Source organism: Paraglaciecola sp. MB-3u-78 (assembly GCF_002835935.1).
GTDB lineage: Bacteria > Pseudomonadota > Gammaproteobacteria > Enterobacterales > Alteromonadaceae > Paraglaciecola.
This window is the reverse complement of record NZ_PJCF01000005.1, coordinates 609,884-634,597: the sequence shown is the minus strand read 5'-3', so window position 1 is coordinate 634,597 and position 24,714 is coordinate 609,884. Positions and strand designations below refer to the sequence as shown.

Here is a 24,714-nt window from a genome sequence, read left to right as displayed (position 1 = left end):
CATCACTCAATCCAACTATCAAGGTAACAGTTCATCAGTGTGCGTTTAACTAAGAGCGTCCATTGCTGGAGGAATGATACTCCGAAATTTCAATCTCCACCGCGTACACGATAGCACACAGCTGCGTAACGAGCGCTGTGCTTCGTTTTTGGTCTGCGGGATCACGTAATACCTTAAATACATCTAGGACATCTCATCATACTTAAGTAATAAGGCACAACGATTTTAATACTTCGGCATATGAAGATCCCCAACTCAGGGGCTAATTAACCATGACTTTGTAGGTAAACCATGGCATTGGTTGTACTTTTGCTGCTAGCATCCAAGTGGATAAAAACCTCAAAAACTGAGCTATTGCAAAAGCCTGTGCGACACCAACAAGACCATTATATTCAACTAGGAGTAGCATTATGACTACATTTATTACACCTGAAATAATCGTGACTAAGGATAAATATTGGGTTTTTTTCGAAAAAAACACGTAGGTTGACACCATCAAGTGCATTCCACCAAAAATCTGCCCCATACATAGGTAACCAATTATGCTGCTCGCTTGAGCATATTTTTCACCTGCAACAAAAACCACAACTGGCGGTCCGATAACAAAAGATAAAATTGCGAGCACAACTAAAAAAGCCATATATAAATATGTACCCTTTACAACTCTTAACTTTTCTTCTTTTACATCTTTTTTAAGTAAAGTAAAAAGCCATGGTGTATATGCTTTACTAATAGCATCAAATACGATGGCCAATGCAGAGCTTAATTGATAAGAGACCATGTAGATAGCGGCGCTTTCAAGACCCAACTTACTATTTATTATGTAACGATCAACACTCGACAATAGAAAAATACCAATTATATGGGGTATCAAAGGTACGCCGAAGTTGAGAGCTTCTTTTATATACATGGGCTTAAAAGTAAAAAAGTTTACTAAGTTATCTAGTTTTAAGTAGTACAAAGTGAGCAAACTCATGATTAACACTGTAATTAACTGCGCATCAACTCGCCCAGCGGGGCCTAAGTTTAAAGTTATGACTAATAGTAGTGAAAACACTACATTAATAAGACTGCTTGCAATCTGTAACATCCCATATTGTTTAGCTTGACCGCGAACTTGCCATTGGCTTAATCTTATTTGGATAATAAAACCTAAACTTGCAATCGCTAGTGAGGCAAACACCCACTGGGCAGGTATAGCTAATAAATCCGATAATTCTTTATAAAAAAACAGAGTAAATGGAGATATAATAATGGTTGAAATGAATAAAATTTGAAAGCAAGCCCCATTAAAGTCTTTTAAGTCATCCGGGGTGATATCTTGATCGTAAAATTTCCTTGCCGAGGCCCCGACTACTCCAAATCCAGCCAAGGCAGATAGAGCCGTTATCAACAATTGAAACATTGCTATTTGACCATATTCAGCTTGGCTTAAGTACCTCGTCAATATAGGTAAAAGCATAAAAGGAATCGCTTTATTGACTATGTTACTAATCAAATAAATCGAGCCTGTTTTTAAAAAACTCATATTATCTACAGTCTCTGGTACAAAGAATTCTAATGTTCATTTGTATTTCTTCGGTGACCCCAGTGGCAGGATAAGACCACGCAGCCCCTTCCCCTATAAGGATTCCAGTTAGCTGATATTTCTACCTGCCTAGTTCGTTTTAAACAAAATCAAAATTCACTATTTTGGTCAAGTTCACTATGATCATGAAAAGATTTGATTTTTTTCGAAAATATAATTCCCAATGAGTAAAAGGGCGATTGGTTCCTAATCGACTTTCCTCAATATCAATGTTGATCTTCTTATCATAGTGAAAATCCATCATCAACAATAACATTTTGCCCTGTTACAAACTTCGACTGTTCAGATAGCAAAAATACAATAGAACCCATCACATCTTCTACATCTAGCATACCTTCTCCATGAGTATTCTTTTGATAGGCTTTAAGAAACGCTTCAGGCTGATGGTCAAATATGCCACCAGGGCTAACAGCATTAATGCGAAAACGACTATCATTTACATATGCTGCCACATATTTATTTAAATGAAGTGTAGCAGACTTGATAGCGGCATACTCAACAGGCATCGTCATAGGAGTGCTCTCATATATTCCAAACTTAGGTGCAACCACACCATAAACAGAAGAAATATTAACCAATGAAAATGGTGATTGTTGCGCTTTAAAGTAAGCAGCGCATTGCTGAGTGAATAGAAAACAGCTTCCTAAATGAAGAGACACATTTTCATTAAAGCTTGCCATAGATACATCGAAAAAATGTGCGCCATAAGACAAATTCCTTGGGTAAGTTGTATTCACTGCCCCAGTTAAGCCTTGCTGATATTTAAAAAACAACCGTACAGCAGGTTCATCAGTAATATCGAGCTCTTGAAGAAATAATCGTTGATCATCTAAATCCACCCCTGATAGAGCCAAACGAGATTCAAGCTTGTTTAAGTCAAGATCAACCGCAATAACTTCAGCGCCTTGAGTTAATAATCTCGCAACTAAATTTGATCCTAATAGACCAGCAGATCCAACTACAACAATTTTTTTATTGTCCAATGAACTATTCATAGTTAACTATTACCTTACTCTGTGCTTTCTTTGCTTGCCTACCCGCAATTAAAATAGAAATGGAACGGTTTAAGCTCTGCCAATCTAAAGCTGGTTTAGTTGTTTTAATTTGTTCAACAAATAACGCTAAGGTTCTTTTAAAAGAAGTGAAATTATCCCTAATTTCAAATTTTTGGCACAGCTTAGTACCAAAGACCTCATAAGAAAACGCCACTACATCGGGTCCGAGGGTGTCAATTTGAACCGTTAAATCATTTTCAAACTCAAGTAAGTAACTGTCGTAATTATTATTAGATATACACTGGATACTATTGGCATTTTGATCCCAAATACCTAAAGTGGCATCTAGCATGTGAATACCATATTTTTCCCAGTCATTAATCACAGCAGCTCTGACTAATCTCACATCCCCATATAAGTCTAATGAATTCCTTACTGGATCTAATTCTTGGCAATGACGAAGACCAGAGCATGACATAATCAAGCCCTTCTCATAATAAGGTTTGTACCAATTCAACTCTTCTCGGTCTAACGTTAGCGGTTTATCAATAAATACAGGAATACCTGCATCCAGAAAGTGTTGAGCTAGCTCTTTGTGCAATTCATAATCATCTCTAGCAATAATAATACCGTCAACATATCCAATCATATTGAGATAATCGTCCACGATATTCTCAATGTTGCAGCAATCTGCAATCTCGTGAGATAAAGCAGGAAACTGCGTCCAAATATGGGTAACCTTAGCATCTAACTCAGAGAACTCAGATGGCGATCTTTTCTCTAAATAATTGAGAATACCTACCCATTCAGTTTTCAAAAATGCATTACGGTTATAACCGTTAATGATGGCAGAAAACGAATAGGGATGACCATTTGCAGGGCTAAAGCCCAATACTCCGAGTTTTACCATATAGTCCAACCACCATCGACACAGATATTTTGCCCAGTCATATAAGAAGATGCGTCACTACATAAAAATGCTGCAGCTCCTTTAATTTCATGTGGTTTTCCTAAGCGCCCCATTGGGTTTTTATCACATAAACGCTGTTTGAAATCTGGATACTCATCAATTACATGCTCTAATGGGAATGGACCAGGGCTAATACAATTCACTCTAATTTTGTCTTGAGCTAAAAAGCTGCCTAAATATTTAGTCAATTGAATAACGCCAGCTTTCGCTGCACCATAACTTGGTGGATTTGCTTGAGGTACACCTTCATAAAGTCGATAATCAGGCGCAACATGGCCATACATTGAGCCAATATTTAAAACGACCCCCTGAGAACGCTTCAACGCTGCCGTTGAGGCTTTTATTAGTCGATAGACTCCATTTAAGCAAACTTCAATATCGTGATTCCAATCTTCGTCATTAATAGTATCCCAACTATTCTTTTTTCCTGACCATGCACAAGTTACTAATATATCTAACTGACCAAAAGCCGCCTCAGAGCTATTTACGCATTCGATAATACTTTCTGAATTCGTAAGATCTATAAAGAAATGACTAACTTGTATACTTGGAAAATCTTTCTTCAATTGGTCGCATTTTTTATTACATGAATCTAGATTACGACTTGCTATAATAATATTTGCACCTTGCTCCGCAAGTGCATCTGCAATTTCACCGCCCAATAAGCCAGCACCACCAGTCACTAAGGCTGTTCTTCCTGTTAAATCAAATAATCCTTTTAAGCTAACCATTAATTTCACCTTTAATTATTTCTTCTGCAATTGCAAAATGTATTAGATTGTCAATGTCCACAGACCGCTCTGGGGGCATCATCACTGCCGCGATATTTCCAGATAAAACGGGACTACCGTCAATAGTAATTTTATTGATATGAAAGCCATACACTGCACCATTTAATTGGTAAGCCTCTGGTTGTTTTTGCCTCGGTAGCCATGGAATTGCACCATCTATAAATGGAACGACCATATCACCTTCAACCTTCCACGCTCTATGCGGATTTAGTTCCGCCTCCATAAATGTTGCAACTGAGTCATGAGTAAGTAATTTTTCTATTACCAAATCAACATCTTCGACGCTTCTCAAAGGTGACGTTGGCTCTAACAATACTAAATAACATGCGTCTTCATTTTCTCTTTTTAAACGTCGAATCAAATCCCTTACACAATCAATAACCAACGATTCATCTTGAGCTAAATTTTCAGGCCTTAGATAAACCTCTGCACCATATTGTTCGGCAACTGATTTTATTAATTCCCCATCAGTTGAAACAATAATTCGATCTATATATTGTGACTTCTGAGCAGTTTCAATAGGCCAGGCGACTAAAGGTTTACCCGCTAGTAATTTGATATTTTTATTGATAATAGATTTACTTCCCGCTCTTGCAGGGATTACTGCGATAACTCTTTTATCATTTATCATATAAAATACCTAATCCTTTAATATCAGTTTGAGCACGATGATAGTCATCCATACGCCCAATATCTAACCAGTATTCATGAATTTGAAACATCATTATTTTGTTGTGTATTGCAATTTTAGATTCCAGTAATGTAGGCATATCAATAACTGTATTTTTAGACACTTTTTTAATAACAAGAGGATTAATAACGTAAATCCCTGCGTTAATATGGAAGTATTGAATAGGTTTTTCTACCATACTAATAATTTGGCCATGCTCACCTTTTACAACACCATAGGGTATTTGATACTCGTATTCGCGAACACACATGGTTGCATCTGCACTCTCACTATGATGAAAGTCCAGCAAGTTATGAAAATTAGTCTTCGTTAATATATCTCCATTCATCATGATTAATGGCAACTGAGGAATGTCATCAGGTAACAGACCTAAAGCACCGCCTGTCCCTAAAGGAGATTCCTCATGGACATAGGTAATGTTAACGCCCCACTTTGAACCGTCTCCAAAGTGATTTCTAATCATTTCGGGCATGTAATGGGTAGAGATATAAAAATTAACAAATCCATGTTTAATAAAATTTAATAGAGTTATTTCGAGTATCGGTTTATCACCCACTTTTAATAATGGTTTAGGGCAATTATTAGTAAGCGGTCTTAAACGCGTGCCAAAGCCACCTGCCATTAAAAATACTGGATTATCGAGTTTCGGCGTAGACAAAATTTCATGTAATGTACGTAACGAAACTACAATCCCATTCTCAACAATCGGTATCGATAAGAGTTCTTTCGCTTCCATTAATTTAACAAGCTGTTCTTGTGTTGTATCTCGAGTAGCAATAGTAGGGGAAGAATTCATCACTGCTGATACTTTGTCGTTTAAGGACACACCAGAAAGCAAGCCACGTCGGATATCTCCATCGCTGACTAGCCCCAACAACTTTTTATTTTCATCAACAACAATAGCGCCACGCAGGGCCTCTTTATCAATCACCGCAAGCGCATCTCTGACTGAGCAGTCTGGAGAAATTAATGTGTTTTGCCAAATATGGCTCATGATTTGCCCTTTTTATCTTGAATATGGGATCTAGCACCAAAAACCATCTTGCCGCTTTCAACGTGTTTCGTAATAATTGCACCAGCTGCAATAACAGCCCCATCCCCAATCGAAATGCCTTGAATAACAGTTGCACCAGAACCAATATGAACATTATTTCCTGTACTAACTTGCCCGCTTAAAGTGACGCCTGGAGCGACATGATTGTGCTTGCCAATAATACAATCGTGCTCAATAATCGCACCAGTATTAATGATAGTATTATCACCAATCACTGCACCAGCTTGTATAATTGCTCTGGGCATTACCTGAACACCTTGACCCAAGGTTGCAAAATCAGAAATGAAAGAGTGTTTAGAAATAACCTGTTGAAAAGAATACCCTTGCTCTGTGAACTTATTAAATAATTTTGTTCTTAAATTCGATCCAGGTAATGAACCTACACCATTAATGATACTTACCGTATTGCATTGATACTCAAAAATTTCGTCTTCATTTTTAAATATTGGAATACCTGATAATGCAGCTCTTGCAAAATCAATTTCGGGACTAAAAAGTCCTGATATTATCAATTTATTTTGCCTTAAAATATCGGCCAATACGCTTGCATGTCCTCCGGCACCTAATAAAAAAAACTTTTTATCCAAGGATAACCTCGCCTTCTAGGTAAGATTTGCTTGATTGCGTATTTAATAGCTCCCAATACCGATATGGACTAACGCCACTTCCGGGTCGTTTAATTGCTAGGTTTTCGCTATCAAATAATTCACCAGCAGCAATATCTTTGGCTGCGACTAAACTTTTTCGCGCAATTGCTTTATTCTTTATTTCAGATGGCCTAGGACCTTTCACACCATCACCAATTGCCAACTCAATATCGCGTATTCCTGCGACCATAGCAGCTAATTCGCTAGGCTCTAAAGAAGCTTTATGATCAGGGCCTTGCATGTTTTTATCTAATGTGAAATGTTTTTCGATGATCTTAGCGCCTCTTGCCACGGCTGCAATTGGTACGCTAATACCGGCACTATGATCTGAGTAACCTACTTTCAATTTAAACGCTTCAGCTAATGTATCCATGGCCTTTAAGTTAATATCTTTCATTGGCGCAGGGTATTCGGTTGTACAATGAAGCACGGTTACTTTAGTTTTCAATAGAGCTTGGCCTTCCTCTGAAAAATAGGCAGCCTGAAAAGCATCAAGAGAAGGTGTAACATCACTTTTCGCTAAATAGCCAAAAGCAATAACACCTAATGCGGACTCCACTTCCGCTAATGTAGCCATACCTGTCGAAACAATTAAATCAGCCCCTGTTTTTGCATGCTGCAAAACTAAAGGCGCGTTGGTTAATTCCCCTGATGGGATTTTTAAGGTTTTCAGGCCTAGTTCATTGACTAAAAAATCTAAACTTTCGGAATCAAATGCGGTTGAAAGAAATTCAATACCCAGCTTGTTACAATAAGCAACTAAGTCGTGATGAAATTCATAACTAAGCTCTAAGCGACTTAACATCGCAAATTGTGACTCTTCTTTCTGAGTGTTTTCTATTTGATAGTCGGCTTGTTTGGCTGTTACTGTAACAAGTTTTTTAGCTTTAAAGGTTTGAAATTTCACAATATCAACCCCCGCATTATATGCTACATCAACCAATTGTAATGCTAGCTTTTCGCTACCATTATGATTAACTCCCGCTTCTGCAATAATCAATGTACTCATTGAATTTCCTTAAGTAACATAAAAGCTTCAGCGGCATTACAATTAGCTTGAACACCTCGCACGCACGCCAGAGACTCCAGCGCTTTTCGACTTCGAGGAAATGGAAAATCTCCAATTTCTGATTTAAATTCTTCTAAAATATCCAATTTTCTGTCTAAGTGTGGAGTGATGTCAACAAAAACATTGGGTCTAAAACCTCCATCCTCTGGTTTCATACCAAAATCAGTTTCAGACATCGTTTCATACGCTAACACCCTTTTAATAAAGGGATGACGGAAAGACTTACTCGCAGACATCACGGCATCATATACAATCTCATGATCACTATGGGCATCATTGCGAAAAACTGTATATATATCACTCGGCTTAACTTTGTTAACAATGGATATTATTGGCCCGATTATATCTCCTTTAGGAAGCGTTTCTAACATAGCCGGAGCAAGCATCAACTCGTGAGTTGCAGTGAAGCCATACATCGTTGAAACCCTATCAATTTCGTTCCTTCTTGTATCGATCTGCTCTTGGCTAAATCCTGACTCTTTGCTCATTCCTGTTACCAATAACCAATGCACATTATGCCCTTCATTGATCGCTCGTAAGATTGTGCCTCCGCAGCCTAATGTTTCATCATCCGCATGAGGAGCAACAATTAAAATGTTTTTAGTAACCATGAGTTAGGGGATCCTCTTTTTTCAATAGCAACGACTTGAAGTCAATTGTTTTAATTAAGTTATAGGCTCGTTCGGAAGCTTTACCGTCACCGTATGGATTTACAACTAATTTTAATGTTTCTTCAAACTGCAACTCTTGTACCTTTCTAATACCAGTAATTACAGATTTTTTGTCAACATCGACAAAAATAACATTATCTGAACAGTATCGGCCTTTTTGTCTTTCCCCGATATTGATACAGGGTATAGGAATGCTTGCGGCTTCTAAGAGTCCGGCAGATGAATTTCCAGCAATCAGTTTGCAAGCTTTAAATAGTTGCACGAAGGGTTCTCTAGATAGATTACCATAGACACTAATGTGCTCTGTTTTCCCTTCAATTTCTTCTATAGCCTTGCGAATATCTGTATTTCCATAATCGCTATTGGGTTTACCAACAAAAACGTGAAAACCTTCTTCAATGAGGGCTGAAATTGAATCACTAACAATCTTAGCTGCAATATTCACTTCACTTTCAACAGGATGGAAAATAAATAGCGCGGCAGGTCTGTCAAGTTCTTTTCCCGCAACTGCATTTACCCTTTTACCACTAAACTCAATATCTGAAAATTTATCCAAAGCCACGCTGCCAATATGATGAATTCGATTACTTGGCTCACCTAAAGCTTTTAATCTCATTACATGTTCTTGTGTACTGACAAAATGACAAGTAGATAACTTTGAAACGGCATGGCGTAAAGGGTTGTCAATATGGCCGTCCAAGGAATGATCTCCACCAAAAAAATGTAAGGTTGGGATAGAAAGGTACCCCCCCAATAGAGCACCAACCATTACATCTTCGCGATCACCTGCATATATAATTAAATCCGGTGAAAATTGATTTACGATATCAGCTGCTGACAATAATAATATTGACGCACTTTTCAAGCGAGATGACTTTGAGTCTGCATCCAATAAGCTTTCAATATTGATAAGTATATTAAAGCCATCTAACTCAATATCTTTTTTAGTCAGGCCAAATGATGGTGAATTATGAGCACCGCCAACCATAAGCTGTAAATCAATTTCAGGGTCATTATTAAGTTTAAAGAATAACGAACTCAATAAATCATATTCAGAACGAATTGAGGTTAAGGCTAAAATTTTCATTAAAATACATCCGACATACACATTTGAACAAAAAATTGAGGGTTGTTAATATGTTCACAATTAAACAAGCGGTACCCAAAGCGGTAAGGAAATGCTACATGCATATTAGAAAACTCCGGCAATTCACCTATGGGTAAAATTACATTTACTTTATCTTTGATTTCAATACTTGAAATCAAAGAGGGATGAGCCAAGTACATTAAGTCGCTTCCACCATCAAAAACTTTTAACCCAACACCTTCATTAATACCCCATTCCTGAGAAGGTTTATTTACTCGCCAGTTTTTTAATGCTTGCTCATTAAGATTTAGCGTAAATAAGCTACTAAAATCCTGCTTTTCTAGTAAAGCAGCACATTGCTTTTGCGTTGTTTGGGTTAGCTCTATTATTTTATATTCTTCGGATATTATCCAGCCTAATCGTTTTCTAAAACCTGGAGCAGAATTGTCATTAGGAAATCCAAACACTGCAGACGGTTTATTTGTGGCATTAATTCGCTCAAAAACACGCTCTCCCAATACTTGAAATAATCGATAACGTCTATAAGCAGCAGAAACCATGATAGTCATGGTTAGGTAGCCATCAATTTTTTCAGTCGAACTTTCAACGGGCATGGGGATAGAAGTATAATGGCCAACTACTTTTCCACCAGAAATGGCAAGTGAAACGAAAGCTGAACCAGATGGATTGTTTTGATAAGCCCAATCCCATAACTGTCGATCTAATTTTCTACCAAAACACTCATTAAACAGTTCCGAAATCATGTCAAAATACGGTAGTAAATCACATGCAACATCAATATCGATATATTCAACTTTATCGTTCGTAGACATAAAAACCTCTACCTATTACTTTTCCACTTACAGGTACACATACTTTCATATTAAATCTTTATTACTGCAATAACATCGAGGGAGAGCTTGGCAAATTAATTAAATGCGCTTCAATCCACTCTGATACTGTTAAATCCCCCTTTAGGGCATTTTTAAACATCGGTAATCGGTGCATTAATTGCCAAATAGGTCTTGTCATTACACCTTGCTCATTGGTCTCTTTCAACAACACATTTCGACTATCTGTATCAGGGCAGATAATGGCATTCAACCAATAGTTTGATTGTGCATATTCAGGCTCAACAACAAACTGAAAATGAGAGCCTGAGAATAGCGTTTTATATTGCTCTGCCAGTACTCTTTTTTGCTTTAAAAATGTTGGCAATACTTCCATTTGAGCACAACCTAATGCTGCATTTAGATTAGGTAGTCGATAATTAAAGCCTGGCTCATCATGATAAAACTCATATGGATGAGGCACTTTCGCTGTCGTTGTTACGTGTCGAGTATGATTGCCGGCCTCTAAATTACTGCAAAGGACCATACCACCACCGCCAGTGGTTATTATTTTATTTCCATTAAAGCTAATAGCAGAAAAATCACCAATAGTGCCGGTATGTTTTCCTTTATAAAATGAGCCCAAACTCTCAGCCGCATCTTCAACCAAAATAAGCTTCCATTTCATACAAACAGCTAATAACTCATCAAGCTCAACAGGATGACCAAAGGTGTGCATTGGCACAACCGCATTAATTCTTTGCCCTGTACTTTTATGAATGCATACTCCGTCTGAATTGAGCTTGGCATTTTTCTCAAGGTACGCTTCAGTTGCGACAGGACATAAACCTAAACTGACTTTTGATACATCAACAAAAATAGGATGTGCGCCCATATGATAGAGCGCGTTGCAGGTAGCCACAAAAGTGAGTGCTTGAGTAATAACAAGATCACCTGGTTTAACCCCCGCCATATGCATTGCTGTATGTAATGCAGCCGTACCGTTAACTGTCGCAACTGCTTTAGCTGTTCCGGTATAAGCCTCTATATGTTGTTCGAAATCTTCTACATATTTACCTACGCTCGATACAAACGTGCTATCGATCGCATCAGTAACATATGCTTTTTCATTACCAGAAAATGTCGGTGCATGTAACGGAATAAAATCATTGGTCTGATAAACATCCCGGACAAAACTTATCAATTTTTTATTCATAACTATTGCCTTACATTTTGCTGTCTAGGTACTTACCTGTTTCTTTATGTCCAAAATCTGGGATCATCTTATAAAACAATGAAACAATTTGTTCTTTATCCCATTCTTTATCATTCTTCATTTGACCAATTTCTTGTTCAAATAATGAGACTAATTCTGCATCAAATAGCGCTTCATTTTTAATCACACCCAAATTTTCAAAACGTTGCATGTCTAATGTTTCTTTTTCGGTGAAGAACTCTTCGAAATCTTTTTCACCCGTCGTATCACTATCTGTAAATAAACAAGGCCACTTACCCTGTTCCGGCAATGTTTGAGCCAATTCCCTCGCCTCATCTTCTGAATCACAAAGATGTGGTTCATAACCTAATTGCCTAAGGTATTTTACAGCAATATCTGCAAATGAAATTAGATGCAGCGCTTCGCTTAACTTTGGGAAAAAAACATCTCTGTTTTCACCAAAAATGCATGACATGAGGCAAAGTTCACCGGACTCCTGAGGTGTTACGAAATAACGCTTAATATCTTTAGGAGCAACAATGGGTTGGCGTTTTTGAATACGTTGATTAAAGCCATGAAGCAGGGAGCCATCAGAAAATGCGACGTTAGCAAAACGTGCGGTAGATATTTTAATGTCTGAACTACGGCGCATTAAAAACATTTCCATAATACGCTTTGAAGCGCCCATCATATTGACAGGGTTAGCTGCTTTATCCGTTGATACACAAAAATATTTTTTAGTACCTTTGGCAACAGAATGTAATAATGTTTTTTCAGTATTAAAGATATTTACATCAATCATACGCATTAATGTGAATGGATCTTTTTCACTGCGAACGTGCTTAAGGGCGGAAAGATTTAAAACATAATCGTATTGACCATCAACTTTAATGAACGCATCGTACTCAACCGAACCAATATCCAAAGCAAAGGTTTGAAAATCTCCTTCAATATAACCAAATGAACTGCGAATATCACGCACCAATTCAACCATGTTATTTTCACTAATATCAACAACATGTAATTTTTTCGGATTTCTTTTGAAAATTTCTTTAGTTACAGCCTGACCAATTGATCCAGCCGCTCCAACAACGAGAAAACGACTACTTAAAACGATGTCTGTCAACTCTTTTTCGTGAATTTTAATGTCATTGGAAAATAATTCTTTTTCACGACCAATAAGCGATAGGATTGAGCTCATTAATATATTACCTTTATGAATACACATGGAGTCACTATAAATAACCAACCCCGAAATTTAACTCTGTTTTATAAAAACCACTGACAAGCTTTAGCCAAACCCTTTTCTAGCGACACCGAAAAAAATTCCAGCCTAATGATTTAAGTCTCCTGACATTCATAACCTTACGTGGAGCACCATCTAGTTTAGCAGCATCAAATTTGATTTCACCTTAAAAACCGTCCTCTACCACGCCCACCATGGTGTTCTTTACACTGCCTGGTTGAGATGACGTCTTCATCTATCACAAAATGTGATAGAGCTGCGGCTAAGCAATGTCTTGCTGTACTCTCTCCAGTTGACAATTTTGTTCTTAATTCTACCCATAATGACTAATGATATGGCTTCATTTGGCCGTCCTGCTCATCACATTGGGTAAAGGTTCAATCTATTTAAACAAAAAGTCCTTTAAAACCTAAAAAATAAAGGTATACCTGAAAACAGATATACCTTTGAATTTTACACTTATCATATTGATTTCAAAATATTATCGAGGTAACTAGGAGGTCTATAGATAGGCATTCTAGAAAGTTTATTGCATATAACTATACTAAAGCCTCTTTTTATAAAGAATTCATTGTGCAATTGTTGATAAAGCTAATAATTGGCCATTTTCTCATAAATTGGAAAACGGCTAAGATGCTCTGAAATTGAGCAAAGACCCTGAGTTTTACCACTTAAAAAACATTCGACTTGTTTATAAAGACCTGGCTTAAAATCGATATCAAGTTGATCATCTAGCTCAACTGAAACATGAGGGATTGTGCCTCTTTTTTGTACAAGAAGTGATTCTATCGGCCTAAATATATAGCGATTTTCTTTTGTCAAAATTTCAACAGACCAGCGCCCAGCTGATTCCCAATTAGCGGCATAGTTAAACAAAGCGCCATTAGTTGCGATACCCGCCCCTGAAAAAATAGCGGAATTTTTGTGCCAATCTAACTTTCCTGCTGTAAAACAGCAGATCTCCTCTGGTTTACCGCCTAAGAAAAATGCCATATCAGCAACATGCGTCGAGTTTGCAATGAACCACTTAGATAACACCGCTTTCGGTTGTTCTAAACCACCAATTATATGACTCCACTCTGTGAGTTCAAAGTTAAAAGACGTCACCCCTCCATCCTTTTCTATCAGCTCATTAGCTTTGATGACAGAACTATAAAAGCGTCGGTTGTAAGCGATAAATACCTCAGCTCCAAAACTCTCAGCTTTACAGTGTAACTGATTAATTTCGGACAACTCCAGTCCACCCGGCTTTTCTATAAGCAATGATTTGACACCATAGTTTAACAACGTCATCGAAGTATTAAATAAATGGTCGGCATTAACACTAACAATAACCGAAGAGGGCTGCTCTGGTTTTGACTGTAAAAATAGATCAACCCCTCCAACATAAACTTCAGCGCCGGTTTTTTCTTTAAAGATAACCGCGGATGCCTCACCTCTCCCTATTACTCTATATTCACATTTTTGAGCATCCAATACTTTTGCGTATGCAACTGACATCGCACCTGCGCCGACTAACCAGATCATAACAATTTCCTTTTAATATTTATGTAATTGGGCATGCAGTTAACTCTTTGCCCAAAGATGACTCAAAGTGCTCTTGCATAGACTTAATAAAGGGGAGGTGAATTGAGCATGACTCTTCAAAACTTGTTAAACTTGAAGAGTCAGATAGGATCAGCTCATCAACATTAAGACCTGATAATTGACTTTGATATAAGTTACTATGTTTTTCCCTTACTAACTGGCCATTATGTAGGTAGCTATAATATCCTTCAAACTCGTTAATTTGTACCTCATAGTGTGGGGTTTTCAAACTTATAGAGTAATTACCGGTTTCAGCTTCTTCACATATAAGCTCAAATCGACCTTTGCGGGTTTCACCTTGTAATTTACCCGTTGCCTCATAAAATCCTTCCCGTTTACTATCAACAAGCCCTTTAACAAGCCCTTCAGTTGATAAGTCAAAGTCAGTAACAGATGTTAAATATGCATATAAATCAATGAAATGAACACCATTACATGCAAGCCCCCAGCCATGACCAACGACTTCCATATCCAAAAACTCTTCACCGCAAAGTAACTCTTTTATTTTTTGATAAGTAGGAAATACACGTCTTGGGCAATTTACCCAACCTTGAGTTTCATGTTGTTTTAATAGATTACCTACGTTTTTATATTCTTCGACCTTTTGAAATAATACTTTTTCGAAAATAATATGCCTAACCTTGTTTTTTTCAAGCAATTCTCGAGTAACAATTGCTCTAACATTCGCTGTTGTTGCTATAATCACAACATAAAAAATGTCTAGACTTGGTATTGTATTTAAATATGAAACATTACTATTTTCGTTTCCTACAACAACTTCTTTTTCGCACTTTCGTGCATTTTCTAAAGATTTATTTGAAGGGTCAACAACGGTAATATTTAAATACTGCTTACTCTTCAATACTCCTTGTAAATGCCGGGCCCCTAATTGACCCGCTCCAATTATTAATATTTTATACATTTATCTCTCTCTTATTAACTTATCTTGATTATCACAAAACCACTGACAAGCTTTAGCTAAACCCTTTTCTAGCGACACTGAATATTCCCAGCCTAATGATTTAAGTCTGTCAACATTCATTAACTTGCGAGGTGCGCCTTCATGCTCAGAAAGCAGCCCGATATCTTTTGTGGTACTTTGGTCATGCGAATATCATATTCACCTTGATTATTAGCTCTATCGAAGCTTTCAGCGCAGGCGAAGTATTCGCATCGTTTTGCAACTGCGTCTTCGTTCGCTCTACTACTTCATTAATATTAATGCCGCTTAGGTTCATAGTCGAAGAGAATGGTGTGCCATGTAGATAGCATGGCAAATCAGAATGATCGGGCAATAGGAGCTCCAGATCAGTGCAACTTTATTTTTTAACAGGCTGAATAGTTACAATGTTTTTATAATTCAGGAGGCACTTGTTTAGACGTTATCCAAGTAAAGTTGTCTTTAACAGTAAGACCTAAAATAACTATTGCTAACTCTGAGTTTCTCTGTTGCCACTAGTGATTTTATTACTAGCAAAATAACGTATTAACACAATAAGCACCGCTAACATACCACCCAACAAGACACCTAACACCACAATCAGAGCACGCTTGGGTTTAGCTTTTAATTCTGGGACCAATGCCGTATCAATAGTTTTAAATATATATTCATCACGTACTTCAGCGAACATCAATGTTTTTGTTTGTTCTTCAATCAACTGATACAACAGGGTTTTATGATCGGCAATTGTGGTTTTTTCGATTTGAGATTGCAGATAAGCAATGCTCTTTTCAGCTTCTTGTTTATCACGGCTTTTCATATTGAGGTTAATATCTTGTATTAACCAATCGACCCATTGCTTTGCTACATAAGGTGAATAATGTTCAACACTGATATTCACCATGCCAGTTTCTTTAGCTTGCTCTATGTTCAATAGCTTTTTAAATGTCTCAATGGCTTCTTGCATCGAGGGTTTAATTTGCTTCGGTGGTTTAGCTTCGCGCACCCACTCGTCATTTTGAGGCAGATATATCTCTGCGTCATAGATAACTGAATTAGTGGATTGGTTCCACTCTTTGATTGCCATTAAATCAGGCAAAATATTATGCTTGTTTGCAAACTGACTAAAAAACTCTCGGGATTTAAGGATCTCAATGGCCATATCGATTTTATCTGCTTTACCGCCACCCAAATTAACCCCAGCTAATGAGGCTAAGCCGCCGAATTGACCAGCTAATGCCCCTAAGCCACTCTGTTGTTCACTGCTGGCGGGTGCAAGTAACACTTCACTTTTATATATACTCGGCAAACTTAGGGCATAAAAAACCGAGGCGATAGCGAATAAAGCCGTTACCCCAATAATAATCCATTTAGCCGACCAGATAACAGCCCATAATTCACGTAAGTCAATTCTGTCATCTTGACGGGCATTAATAGCACTGTCTGGGGCCACCATCACATAACGAACAGTGTCTGTGTTTGTTTCGTTTACATTATTGTCAGTCATAATAAATTACTATTGCCCGTTAGGACTTATAGCCTCCCAATCGCAACTAAGGCCACAGCCGATTGATAGACTATTTGTGTAACGGTTTGCCACAAACCCAACCTTTCGTAATTCACCACGTCTCGCGGCACAACAATAGTGTCACCGGGTTCTAATATTGCGCTTGTACCGCCAAACCAAAAATCGTTATTAGGCACCTTTACCGAGCCATTGGCTTTAACAATATAAACTTTACTGCTGTCTGCCTGCTCGGTTAAGCCGCCAGAGCGACTAATATAATCGGCAACGGTAGTGCCTTTATCTAGCAAGTGGGTAGAGGCCACAAACACCTCACCCACCACCGAGACTGAGTTTGAAATATTGGGCACATACAATTTATCGCCGCCTTTTAATTGAATATCATTCTCGCTGGCGTCAGCATTAAGACGTGCAACATCCAGAATTAAGCGACCAACGGGTTCAACATTTAACAACTCATTCAATATCTGATTGGCATCTGCAAAATTGATGGTTTTGACATTTTGGCTACCCGACACATTACTGTTAATAAATTGTTGCTTTAGATTTTCGATTGTTTTTTCTAAATTTTGTTTTTCTCTGCGTTTTAATTCTTCGCGGGTGAATATGACAGCATCTAAACTGGCATTAGAGGTAAAGCCTCCTGCTCGGCTAAGTAGTTGGGATAGTGTTTCGTCTTTTTTAATTTGGTATTTACCTGGAAACACCACTTCACCCACTAACTCTACCGTTCTGCTGTCATACCAATCTGGCACTCGGTGTACCTTTAATGCATCTTTACTTAAAATCTGTAGGTTTGCATTTTCACTACCTAACATGGCGTCAACCAAGTCTACGTTTATATGCTTAACATCTAAGGTACCACTGGCGTTTATCTGTGAACGTGATAGTTCAGCATTTTGAATATAGGCAGACTCGACAAAACCACCCGCCGCTAGAATAAGTTGTTTTATCTTGCCTTTATCGGCTATGGGATAAACGCCAGGATATTTTACTTGCCCCGATATTTCAGACAATTGAACGGGGGTTTCATTACTACCCTCATCTTTTAAGCGGGCAATAATAGGGGCCAGTAATTTTTTACGTGAGTAGTTTTTAGAGTTTGTGAGTATTAATTGGCTCTCAGTAAATGATTGTGAGTCTAAACCTTTTAAATAATCTGCCTCAGTGGTTTTTAAATCATCAGCGCTACCTTCTAAATTAACGCCAGTCACTTTAGCTTCAACGCCGCCAATCCTATCAAAGCCAGATTGATTAAACAGGGTAATTTGGTCAAAGCGTTCAAGGGTTGTGTCAAATTCGCCTGATAACACGCGACTGGGTTCAAACTGAATAACTTGGCTGTGACTGGCAAATTTTTCACGGCGAAGAATTAAGGCGTAATCTAAATCAGTGCCATTAAGTAAGGTATTTGGCTTAATTAAGCTTGAAAGTTGTAAGCTTGGCTGCCATTGCACAAGACCAGGTGTCGCGTAAGCACCAGCGATAACAATAGCGTTTGAAAATTCTTTATTGGCCTCAGCCACATTGATAAAGTCGCCGTTATACAAACTTAGGCTTGTTAATGTGTCATCAAATAAACTGACGCTTTTAACCTCTAGTTCTGATTTCGGTGTTTTTCTGGCGATTTGTAGCTGATCAGCGGCAGAAGGAAGTAAACCACCGGCAATCTCAATGACTTTTGCCAACGATTCTTGTTGTTTTACTTCATATATTGCTGGGCGCCTCACAGCGCCATCAATACTGACTAGTTTTTTAACCGTAGGGATAAAAATTACGTCACCTTGCTGGAGCCTAATATCATTTTCGGTTGAGCCGAAAATCAGCATGTCGTATAAGTCAAAGGTGCGAATAATTTGCCCAGCGCGTTTTAATTCAATATTACGCAATGAGCCTATGGCGTTTACTCCGCCACTGGCAAATAACGCATGGGTAATGGTTGATAAAGAATTAACAATAAGGGCTCCGGGGCGGTATGCCTCACCAACAATATACACTTGAATAGTACGCATAGTGCCCATAGTAATATGTGGTGAAACGCCAATCATCTGCTGCTTGTAACGCTCAATTAATGCTTGTTTTAGCTCTTCATATCTAAGGCCCAACACCGGCATAGGGCCTAGCTCGGGAATTTGGATCTCGCCTTCATTATTAACAACCAGCTCATATTGGCCACTTTCTTTACCAAATAATTGAATGTTAATGCTGTCTCCCGCCCCCATAAGGTAATCGGCAGGAACCGGCATATTGGGTGAGGGAGAAAATGACGCCGCGGCATTGCTGAACAATTGATAACCGTAAGGCTTGAGGGATTTGCTGTTATTTTGCGCCGCGCTTTGCTCTGCTAAGGTCTTAGACACCGCATTTTCATCAACGCGCCTGCTGACCATTGTTTCAGGTTCAACGTTAACTCTTTGCGTTGGGTTCGAGTTTAATTGAAAGCTGGATAGATCAATGCCCATTTGCCTGGCTAGTGCTTCTTGCTGGGCCCGTGGCATGGTTTTTAGTTGTTGAATTTGCTGCGCCGTAGGCGTAAACGCAAAAACAGCCTGCGTAACTACGTAAAATAACAAAACAATTACTCGAATTTCAAACTTTCTTAACATACTTCTATCCATATAATAAAAAGGCTCGAATCTTTCATACTTGAGCGGCCAAGGATGCTAACTGAATTCGTAATTAAGTTAAATATAAACTTAAACTTATCACTCAAATTTCGGAGTTAAAAGCCCACCAGCAATATAGCATAAGATGTTGTATTTAAACAAAATAAACCAATAATAATATAACATTTATTGTTTCGAAAAAACAAAATATATAAACAGTTTTAAATGGATACTGACACAATCCCTCTTATCGTTTTAGACACTTCATGCCAGCTATTCTGATAGTACATCGATAGTGTTGACTATTTATCTCTTGGATTCAAATAATAAGTGCATCACTTGGAAAAAGACTAGCATGTCGAGAGTCAGGTCTTGCCGTTTGCCTCACCACAGGATGTTGTTTACTCTTGGTATTGTTGTAAAGACAACAGAGAGCTTCGGCGCTGTTTCAGTCGTATTTTTCCTAATTTATTTAATATTTTCTAAGGAAAGAGCAAAATCATCTTCTTGATGATAATTAGCTTTTTCATTCCTACGAGAGGTGTCGATGATGTATAAATTTTATCAATTAATAAAAAAGCAGAAATAAAGACCCCCGTCACATAGTCTGTTTTTTGACTCCATAGTTGTTTTAATCTCAGCGCTCTAGTATAAACAATGCGTCAAAATGACAGACATAGTTTGACGTTCTATCAATACAGCTCTTAAAAACAGTTTGGTTTGTATTGATAATTCATTGCCATTAGATACTTTCGGCCTTCAGGGAGGCTTGTTTCTTAAGGCTCAGACTAACTTGTCAAACATTATAAAAATAAAAGGCAGACTTCATGACAACTGAATCAGTTCAAACAAAAACAAAAGATTTCCTGGGTCATCCAGGGGGGCTTTCCACACTATTTCTGACCGAGATGTGGGAGCGTATGAGTTACTACGGCATGCGTGCCATGCTGGTGCTCTTCATGACAGCATCAATTCAAGAAGGTGGGTTAGCGATCACTGTTGCTTCGGCAACTGCTATTTATGGTCTATATACTGGCTCAGTGTATTTAATGGGTTTACCTGGTGGCTGGATGGCTGACCGTTTAATTGGCGGACAACAAGCAGTTTGGTATGGCGGGATCATCATCATGTGTGGCCATATTGTGTTGGCTATTCCAAATGACTATACCTTTTTTATTGGCTTGATTTTAGTGGTACTAGGCACAGGTTTACTCAAACCTAATATTGGCGCTTTAGTAGGGCAGTTGTATTCAAGTGACGACAAAAGACGGGACAGTGGTTACACCCTTTATTATCTTGGCATCAATTTAGGCTCGGTTATTGGTTATACAGTTTGTGGTTATTTGCGCATCAACTTTGGATGGCACTGGGCGTTTGGCGCAGCTGCTGTCGGCATGGGTATTGGCTTAATCATGTATAAGAAGACACTTATCAAGTTAGAGGGTGCTGGTGCTGAGCCCACAGTTAGGTTGTCACCAAAAGCGGCAAAAATCAGCTGGTCAGTTATAGGTTTGTTTTTACTCGCTGTGACTGTAGTTGCTTATATGTTGATGAACAACTTGATGGCATTTAATGCCGTTGTTGTGGCACAAAAATTTGCCATTCTCGCTACCGTCTTATTTTTAGGCTACTTTGCTGCAATATTTTTTCTTGGTAACAATTCACCTAATGAAAAGCGTCAACTAGGGGCTTTATTTTTAGTGTGTATCGCGTCTATATTTTTCTGGACTGGTTTTGAACAGGCAGGTTCATCTTTGAATCTATTTGGTCAAAATTACACCGACAGGATCATAGGCACCTTTGAGATCCCACCTGAATGGCTGCAATCTGCCAACTCTATGTTTATTGTAATTTTGTCGCCTTTTTTCGCAGCAATGTGGATAAACATGGCTAAAAAAATGATCACCCCATCCTACGGTTTAAAATGTGCTGTTGGTTTGATTATTATGGCTTCGGGATTTCTTGTGATGTTTTTTGCCGCCCAGGTGGCTGCTACAGGATTAAAGGTGGCACCTTATTGGCTGATCGCCACCTACTTTTTACATACTGTAGGTGAGTTATGTTTGAGTCCAGTTGCCTTATCAGCGGTCAGTAAATTATCACCTAGACGTTTCGCGGGTCAGATGATGGGGGTGTTTGTACTCACTTACTCTATCGGCAATGTAGTGGCTGGTTTATTAGCTGGAAACTTTGATCCTAATAAGGTTGAAGATATGCCTAGTCTTTATCTACAAATCAGCTTATTTACTATTTCAATTGGTATTGTCATTTTCTTATTTACATTTAAGACTAAGAAGTGGGAAAAACTGGCGGATCATCAAGATGAAAATCGTGATGGAGCGATAGAACAACCCTTTAACTAATGTAAACTGGGAATTAAAATCGATGCCCATCTAAGTTTTTACTTATTTGGGCTGTTTAATCGTTACAAGCAGGTCACATTGCATATGAAGTTGTATTTTTCCACCAAACAAATCCCTCAACTACAGTCTTTATCTTTGACCCAAAGATTAGCAGCAGTGCAATTGGCCCAAGGCAAATTAATTGGACCTGAAAAATTATTCCTTAATGTGTTAAAAATGTTGGTCGTGATCCCAGTATTTATCCTTATAATTCAAATGGCGACTAATTGGATGGCTATTATATGGGCATTATTAGTTACATTACTTTATCCTATGTTAGTCAAACCGGTGCAGTACGGTTTATGTGCTAAATATATTCCTCAATCTAATCCTCATCCTGAAGGAGACAAATAATGCAGACAATTTTAGTAACAGGCGGTGCAGGATATATTGGTAGCCATACTGTTTTGCAGCTATTAGAGGCTGGAAATCAAGTGATAGTGCTCGATAACCTGTGTAACTCCTCTCAAGAATCCCTTAATCGCGTGGAAGAATTAACCGGTAAAAACACCATTTTTGTACAAGGTGACATTCGCGACCACACTATTTTAGAGTTGCTTTTTTCCAAACATAAAATCAATGCAGTTATCCATTTTGCCGGATTAAAAGCTGTGGGTGAATCGGTAAAAAAACCACTTAATTATTATAACAACAACGTCTATGGCACTTTAAAGCTATGCGAAGCAATGAACAAATTTGGTGTTAAAAACTTGGTGTTTAGCTCATCGGCAACGGTTTACGGCGATCCTGTTGAACTCCCACTTCGCGAAGATATGCCAACAGGTCACCCTACCAATCCATATGGCATGTCAAAACTCATGGTTGAGTTGGTGTTACGGGATTTATACAAATCAGACAACAACTGGAACATTGCTTTGCTGAGGTATTTCAATCCAGTTGGAGCACACCCGTCAGGACGTATAGGTGAAGATCCCAATGGTATTCCCAATAACCTGATGCCCTTTATTACCCAAGTCGCCACAGGAAAGCGTGACCACTTATCTATTTACGGAAACGACTATGATACCCCTGATGGAACGGGTGTTAGAGATTATATCCACGTAGAGGACTTGGCAGCAGGTCACTTAAAAGCCTTAGATAAACTATACACAAACCCAGGTATTGTGACTTACAACCTCGGCACAGGTCAGGGATATAGTGTATTAGATATGGTCAAAGAGTTTGAAAAACAAAGCGGCAAAGCTATCCCATATCAATTTGTTCCCCGCAGAGGAGGTGATGTAGCCTCTTGTTATGCTGACCCTAAAACGGCCAGCGAAGCCCTGGGATGGACAGCCACCAGAGGACTCGCAGAAATGTGCAAAGACTCATGGAACTGGCAAGCAAGTAACCCAGAAGGTTATAAATAACCTTTAAAACCTAAAGAACTTTTAAACAACTTAAAAGCAAAGAATTTTTTACCACCGAGGACAATGAGATCACCGGGTGCCGCGCACAGAGGAAAAGATGAAAATAAGACAAAAAAGGTTGGATGTTTGTTGTGTTGGTCTTTCAATCTTATCTTAACAATCAGTTGATTTTCTCTGTGTAGCGCAGCGGTCGGCGCCCGACGCTCTTTTTCCTCGGTGGTGTAATCGCTCTTGTTTTTTCTATCTACTATCTACTAGCCACTATTTACCGTCTACTGCTTTGCAATTTGTTTTCTATGCTTGGTATTCGCTAGCTGTGTGGTTAAACTAAAACAGAATCAATATAGAACTCGGTACTTTTATGGCTGTGAGATCCCAGGAGAAGTTAATTAATGACATTCGTTCACTAGTATTGGAACAGTCTCAGAGTATTAAGCTGATATATTTATTTGGCTCGCATGCAAATAATCAGTCGGATTCGCAAAGTGACATTGATATTGCCATATTAGGAGCAAACAAGTTCGACCCTGTTGCTCGTTGGCAATGGCAAAATGAACTAACAATAGCATTAAAAAACGATGTTGATTTAGTCGATTTATTAAGTGCTTCTACTGTTATGCAAAACCAAGTGATTCATCACGGAATGTGTATTTATGATGCAGCAAACTATGCGGCTTTATTTGAAATGCAGGTTATGTCAATGTATCAGCACTTAAATGACGAAAGAGCAGATATTTTGAAGCAACACATGAGTTTGGCAAATGAATGATGTAGTCATCAATAAAATCGCTACCATTGAGCGATGTTTACAACGCATCAATAGTGTATACGCTGAAGTTGCAGATAACTTATCTACTGACTTTACTCGTCAGGATTCCATTGTATTAAATTTACAGCGAGCCTGTGAAGCATCAATTGATCTAGCCAATTATGTTAATAAACAAAAAAAACTAGGCATACCACAATCCAGTAGAGACGCCTTTGAACTGTTATTTAAGGCTGTATTGCTGCCTGAAGAAGTAGCCGTAAACTTAAAAAAGATGGTGGGATTAAGAAATATAGCTGTGCATGACTATCAAGAACTCAATATTGATATTGTTAGGTTTATTGTTGAAAACCATTTGATTGATTTCCAATATTTTATCAAAGCCATTAAATTAATACCAAACCTCTAAATCCAATGCTCCTTTCACTTAAAAGATATTAAACCTCTGTGTAGCGCAGCGCTCGGCGCCCGACGCTCTTTTTCCTCGGTGGTGTAAACGCTTTTGTTTTTAAACGAATTAAAAGCAAAAGCGTTTACACCACCGAGGACAATGAGATCACCGAGGAAAAGATTAACAGAAGTTAAAAAAGGTTGGATATTTATCGTGCCACTCTTTAAATCTTATCTTAACAAATCAGTTGATTTTCTCTGTGAAGCGCAGCG

At 38.3% G+C, this 24,714-nt stretch carries 22 protein-coding genes; 5 read left to right on the top strand and 17 right to left on the bottom strand.

The window, feature by feature from the left end; translation table 11 throughout:
• Positions 1-262: 262 nt before the first annotated feature.
• The 17 genes from CXF95_RS13890 to CXF95_RS13805 form a co-directional block, all read right to left on the bottom strand.
• Positions 263-1,528, bottom strand: coding sequence for a lipopolysaccharide biosynthesis protein (locus tag CXF95_RS13890; RefSeq protein ID WP_101199231.1), 1,266 nt, complete (start codon positions 1,526-1,528; stop codon positions 263-265).
• 284 nt (positions 1,529-1,812) lie between these two features.
• Entirely contained in the window at positions 1,813-2,583 is a 771-nt protein-coding gene (locus CXF95_RS13885) for an oxidoreductase (RefSeq protein WP_101199230.1), read from the bottom strand.
• A complete protein-coding gene (locus CXF95_RS13880; RefSeq protein WP_101199229.1) occupies positions 2,576-3,493 on the bottom strand; it encodes a Gfo/Idh/MocA family oxidoreductase in 918 nt (305 codons plus the stop codon). Before CXF95_RS13880 ends, CXF95_RS13885 begins: the two co-directional genes overlap by 8 nt.
• Complete coding sequence (locus CXF95_RS13875) at positions 3,487-4,284, bottom strand: SDR family NAD(P)-dependent oxidoreductase (RefSeq protein WP_101199228.1); 798 nt, start codon at positions 4,282-4,284, stop codon at positions 3,487-3,489. Before CXF95_RS13875 ends, CXF95_RS13880 begins: the two co-directional genes overlap by 7 nt.
• Entirely contained in the window at positions 4,277-4,975 is a 699-nt protein-coding gene (locus CXF95_RS13870; RefSeq protein ID WP_101199227.1) for a cytidylyltransferase domain-containing protein, read from the bottom strand. Before CXF95_RS13870 ends, CXF95_RS13875 begins: the two co-directional genes overlap by 8 nt.
• The gene (locus CXF95_RS13865) at positions 4,965-6,029 is read right to left on the bottom strand and encodes a nucleotidyltransferase family protein (protein WP_101199226.1); all 1,065 of its coding nucleotides are present in this window, start codon (positions 6,027-6,029) and stop codon (positions 4,965-4,967) included. Before CXF95_RS13865 ends, CXF95_RS13870 begins: the two co-directional genes overlap by 11 nt.
• Entirely contained in the window at positions 6,026-6,676 is a 651-nt protein-coding gene (locus CXF95_RS13860; protein ID WP_101199225.1) for an acetyltransferase, read from the bottom strand. Before CXF95_RS13860 ends, CXF95_RS13865 begins: the two co-directional genes overlap by 4 nt.
• A complete protein-coding gene (gene neuB / locus CXF95_RS13855) occupies positions 6,669-7,745 on the bottom strand; it encodes an N-acetylneuraminate synthase (protein WP_101199224.1) in 1,077 nt (358 codons plus the stop codon). The genes CXF95_RS13860 and neuB overlap by 8 nt, the downstream gene beginning before the upstream one ends.
• Positions 7,742-8,416 carry a PIG-L deacetylase family protein gene (locus CXF95_RS13850; RefSeq protein ID WP_101199223.1) on the bottom strand — a complete coding sequence of 225 codons (675 nt, stop codon included), beginning with the start codon at positions 8,414-8,416 and terminating at the stop codon, positions 7,742-7,744. The genes neuB and CXF95_RS13850 overlap by 4 nt, the downstream gene beginning before the upstream one ends.
• The gene (gene neuC, locus CXF95_RS13845; protein ID WP_101199222.1) at positions 8,406-9,563 is read right to left on the bottom strand and encodes a UDP-N-acetylglucosamine 2-epimerase; all 1,158 of its coding nucleotides are present in this window, start codon (positions 9,561-9,563) and stop codon (positions 8,406-8,408) included. Before neuC ends, CXF95_RS13850 begins: the two co-directional genes overlap by 11 nt.
• Positions 9,563-10,396: a GNAT family N-acetyltransferase gene (locus CXF95_RS13840; RefSeq protein WP_101199221.1), complete on the bottom strand. Its 834-nt coding sequence runs from the start codon at positions 10,394-10,396 to the stop codon at positions 9,563-9,565. Before CXF95_RS13840 ends, neuC begins: the two co-directional genes overlap by 1 nt.
• Positions 10,397-10,457: 61 nt before the next feature.
• Positions 10,458-11,609 (bottom strand): LegC family aminotransferase, encoded by a 1,152-nt coding sequence (locus CXF95_RS13835; protein WP_101199220.1) that lies wholly within the window; start codon positions 11,607-11,609, stop codon positions 10,458-10,460.
• A gap of 10 nt (positions 11,610-11,619) precedes the next feature.
• Positions 11,620-12,810 carry a UDP-N-acetylglucosamine 4,6-dehydratase gene (locus CXF95_RS13830; RefSeq protein WP_101199219.1) on the bottom strand — a complete coding sequence of 397 codons (1,191 nt, stop codon included), beginning with the start codon at positions 12,808-12,810 and terminating at the stop codon, positions 11,620-11,622.
• Between the two features lie 636 nt (positions 12,811-13,446).
• Positions 13,447-14,331: a gfo/Idh/MocA family oxidoreductase gene (locus tag CXF95_RS13820; RefSeq protein WP_232787844.1), complete on the bottom strand. Its 885-nt coding sequence runs from the start codon at positions 14,329-14,331 to the stop codon at positions 13,447-13,449.
• Positions 14,332-14,401: 70 nt separating this feature from the next.
• Complete coding sequence (locus tag CXF95_RS13815) at positions 14,402-15,364, bottom strand: Gfo/Idh/MocA family oxidoreductase (protein WP_101199217.1); 963 nt, start codon at positions 15,362-15,364, stop codon at positions 14,402-14,404.
• Between the two features lie 508 nt (positions 15,365-15,872).
• Positions 15,873-16,889: a Wzz/FepE/Etk N-terminal domain-containing protein gene (locus tag CXF95_RS13810; protein WP_101199216.1), complete on the bottom strand. Its 1,017-nt coding sequence runs from the start codon at positions 16,887-16,889 to the stop codon at positions 15,873-15,875.
• A 26-nt stretch (positions 16,890-16,915) separates the two neighbouring features.
• The gene (locus CXF95_RS13805) at positions 16,916-19,513 is read right to left on the bottom strand and encodes an SLBB domain-containing protein (protein WP_101199215.1); all 2,598 of its coding nucleotides are present in this window, start codon (positions 19,511-19,513) and stop codon (positions 16,916-16,918) included.
• Between the two features lie 827 nt (positions 19,514-20,340).
• Here CXF95_RS13805 and CXF95_RS13800 point away from each other — a divergent pair.
• The 5 genes from CXF95_RS13800 (at position 20,341) to CXF95_RS13780 (ending at position 24,460) form a co-directional block, all read left to right on the top strand.
• Complete coding sequence (locus CXF95_RS13800) at positions 20,341-21,876, top strand: peptide MFS transporter (RefSeq protein ID WP_101199214.1); 1,536 nt, start codon at positions 20,341-20,343, stop codon at positions 21,874-21,876.
• Positions 21,877-21,960: 84 nt separating this feature from the next.
• Positions 21,961-22,269, top strand: a complete 309-nt coding sequence (locus CXF95_RS13795; RefSeq protein WP_101199213.1) for a DUF6170 family protein — start codon at positions 21,961-21,963, stop codon at positions 22,267-22,269.
• Positions 22,269-23,285, top strand: coding sequence for a UDP-glucose 4-epimerase GalE (galE, locus tag CXF95_RS13790; RefSeq protein ID WP_101199212.1), 1,017 nt, complete (start codon positions 22,269-22,271; stop codon positions 23,283-23,285). Before CXF95_RS13795 ends, galE begins: the two co-directional genes overlap by 1 nt.
• Before the next feature lie 361 nt (positions 23,286-23,646).
• A complete protein-coding gene (locus CXF95_RS13785) occupies positions 23,647-24,054 on the top strand; it encodes a nucleotidyltransferase domain-containing protein (RefSeq protein ID WP_101199211.1) in 408 nt (135 codons plus the stop codon).
• Positions 24,047-24,460 (top strand): DUF86 domain-containing protein, encoded by a 414-nt coding sequence (locus tag CXF95_RS13780; protein ID WP_101199210.1) that lies wholly within the window; start codon positions 24,047-24,049, stop codon positions 24,458-24,460. The genes CXF95_RS13785 and CXF95_RS13780 overlap by 8 nt, the downstream gene beginning before the upstream one ends.
• The last annotated feature ends 254 nt before the right edge of the window (positions 24,461-24,714 follow it).

Excerpts from the sequence above, each read along its gene's own strand:
- CXF95_RS13890 (WP_101199231.1), bottom strand. The coding sequence starts at position 1,528 with ATGAGTTTTTTAAAAACAGGCTCGATTTATTTGATTAGTAACATAGTC.
- CXF95_RS13885 (WP_101199230.1), bottom strand. The coding sequence starts at position 2,583 with ATGAATAGTTCATTGGACAATAAAAAAATTGTTGTAGTTGGATCTGCT.
- CXF95_RS13880 (WP_101199229.1), bottom strand. The coding sequence starts at position 3,493 with ATGGTAAAACTCGGAGTATTGGGCTTTAGCCCTGCAAATGGTCATCCC.
- CXF95_RS13875 (WP_101199228.1), bottom strand. The coding sequence starts at position 4,284 with ATGGTTAGCTTAAAAGGATTATTTGATTTAACAGGAAGAACAGCCTTA.
- CXF95_RS13870 (WP_101199227.1), bottom strand. The coding sequence starts at position 4,975 with ATGATAAATGATAAAAGAGTTATCGCAGTAATCCCTGCAAGAGCGGGA.
- CXF95_RS13865 (WP_101199226.1), bottom strand. The coding sequence starts at position 6,029 with ATGAGCCATATTTGGCAAAACACATTAATTTCTCCAGACTGCTCAGTC.
- neuB (WP_101199224.1), bottom strand. The coding sequence starts at position 7,745 with ATGAGTACATTGATTATTGCAGAAGCGGGAGTTAATCATAATGGTAGC.
- CXF95_RS13850 (WP_101199223.1), bottom strand. The coding sequence starts at position 8,416 with ATGGTTACTAAAAACATTTTAATTGTTGCTCCTCATGCGGATGATGAA.
- neuC (WP_101199222.1), bottom strand. The coding sequence starts at position 9,563 with ATGAAAATTTTAGCCTTAACCTCAATTCGTTCTGAATATGATTTATTG.
- CXF95_RS13840 (WP_101199221.1), bottom strand. The coding sequence starts at position 10,396 with ATGTCTACGAACGATAAAGTTGAATATATCGATATTGATGTTGCATGT.
- CXF95_RS13835 (WP_101199220.1), bottom strand. The coding sequence starts at position 11,609 with ATGAATAAAAAATTGATAAGTTTTGTCCGGGATGTTTATCAGACCAAT.
- CXF95_RS13830 (WP_101199219.1), bottom strand. The coding sequence starts at position 12,810 with ATGAGCTCAATCCTATCGCTTATTGGTCGTGAAAAAGAATTATTTTCC.
- CXF95_RS13815 (WP_101199217.1), bottom strand. The coding sequence starts at position 15,364 with ATGTATAAAATATTAATAATTGGAGCGGGTCAATTAGGGGCCCGGCAT.
- CXF95_RS13810 (WP_101199216.1), bottom strand. The coding sequence starts at position 16,889 with ATGACTGACAATAATGTAAACGAAACAAACACAGACACTGTTCGTTAT.
- CXF95_RS13805 (WP_101199215.1), bottom strand. The coding sequence starts at position 19,513 with ATGTTAAGAAAGTTTGAAATTCGAGTAATTGTTTTGTTATTTTACGTA.
- CXF95_RS13800 (WP_101199214.1), top strand. The coding sequence starts at position 20,341 with ATGACAACTGAATCAGTTCAAACAAAAACAAAAGATTTCCTGGGTCAT.
- CXF95_RS13795 (WP_101199213.1), top strand. The coding sequence starts at position 21,961 with ATGAAGTTGTATTTTTCCACCAAACAAATCCCTCAACTACAGTCTTTA.
- galE (WP_101199212.1), top strand. The coding sequence starts at position 22,269 with ATGCAGACAATTTTAGTAACAGGCGGTGCAGGATATATTGGTAGCCAT.
- CXF95_RS13785 (WP_101199211.1), top strand. The coding sequence starts at position 23,647 with ATGGCTGTGAGATCCCAGGAGAAGTTAATTAATGACATTCGTTCACTA.
- CXF95_RS13780 (WP_101199210.1), top strand. The coding sequence starts at position 24,047 with ATGAATGATGTAGTCATCAATAAAATCGCTACCATTGAGCGATGTTTA.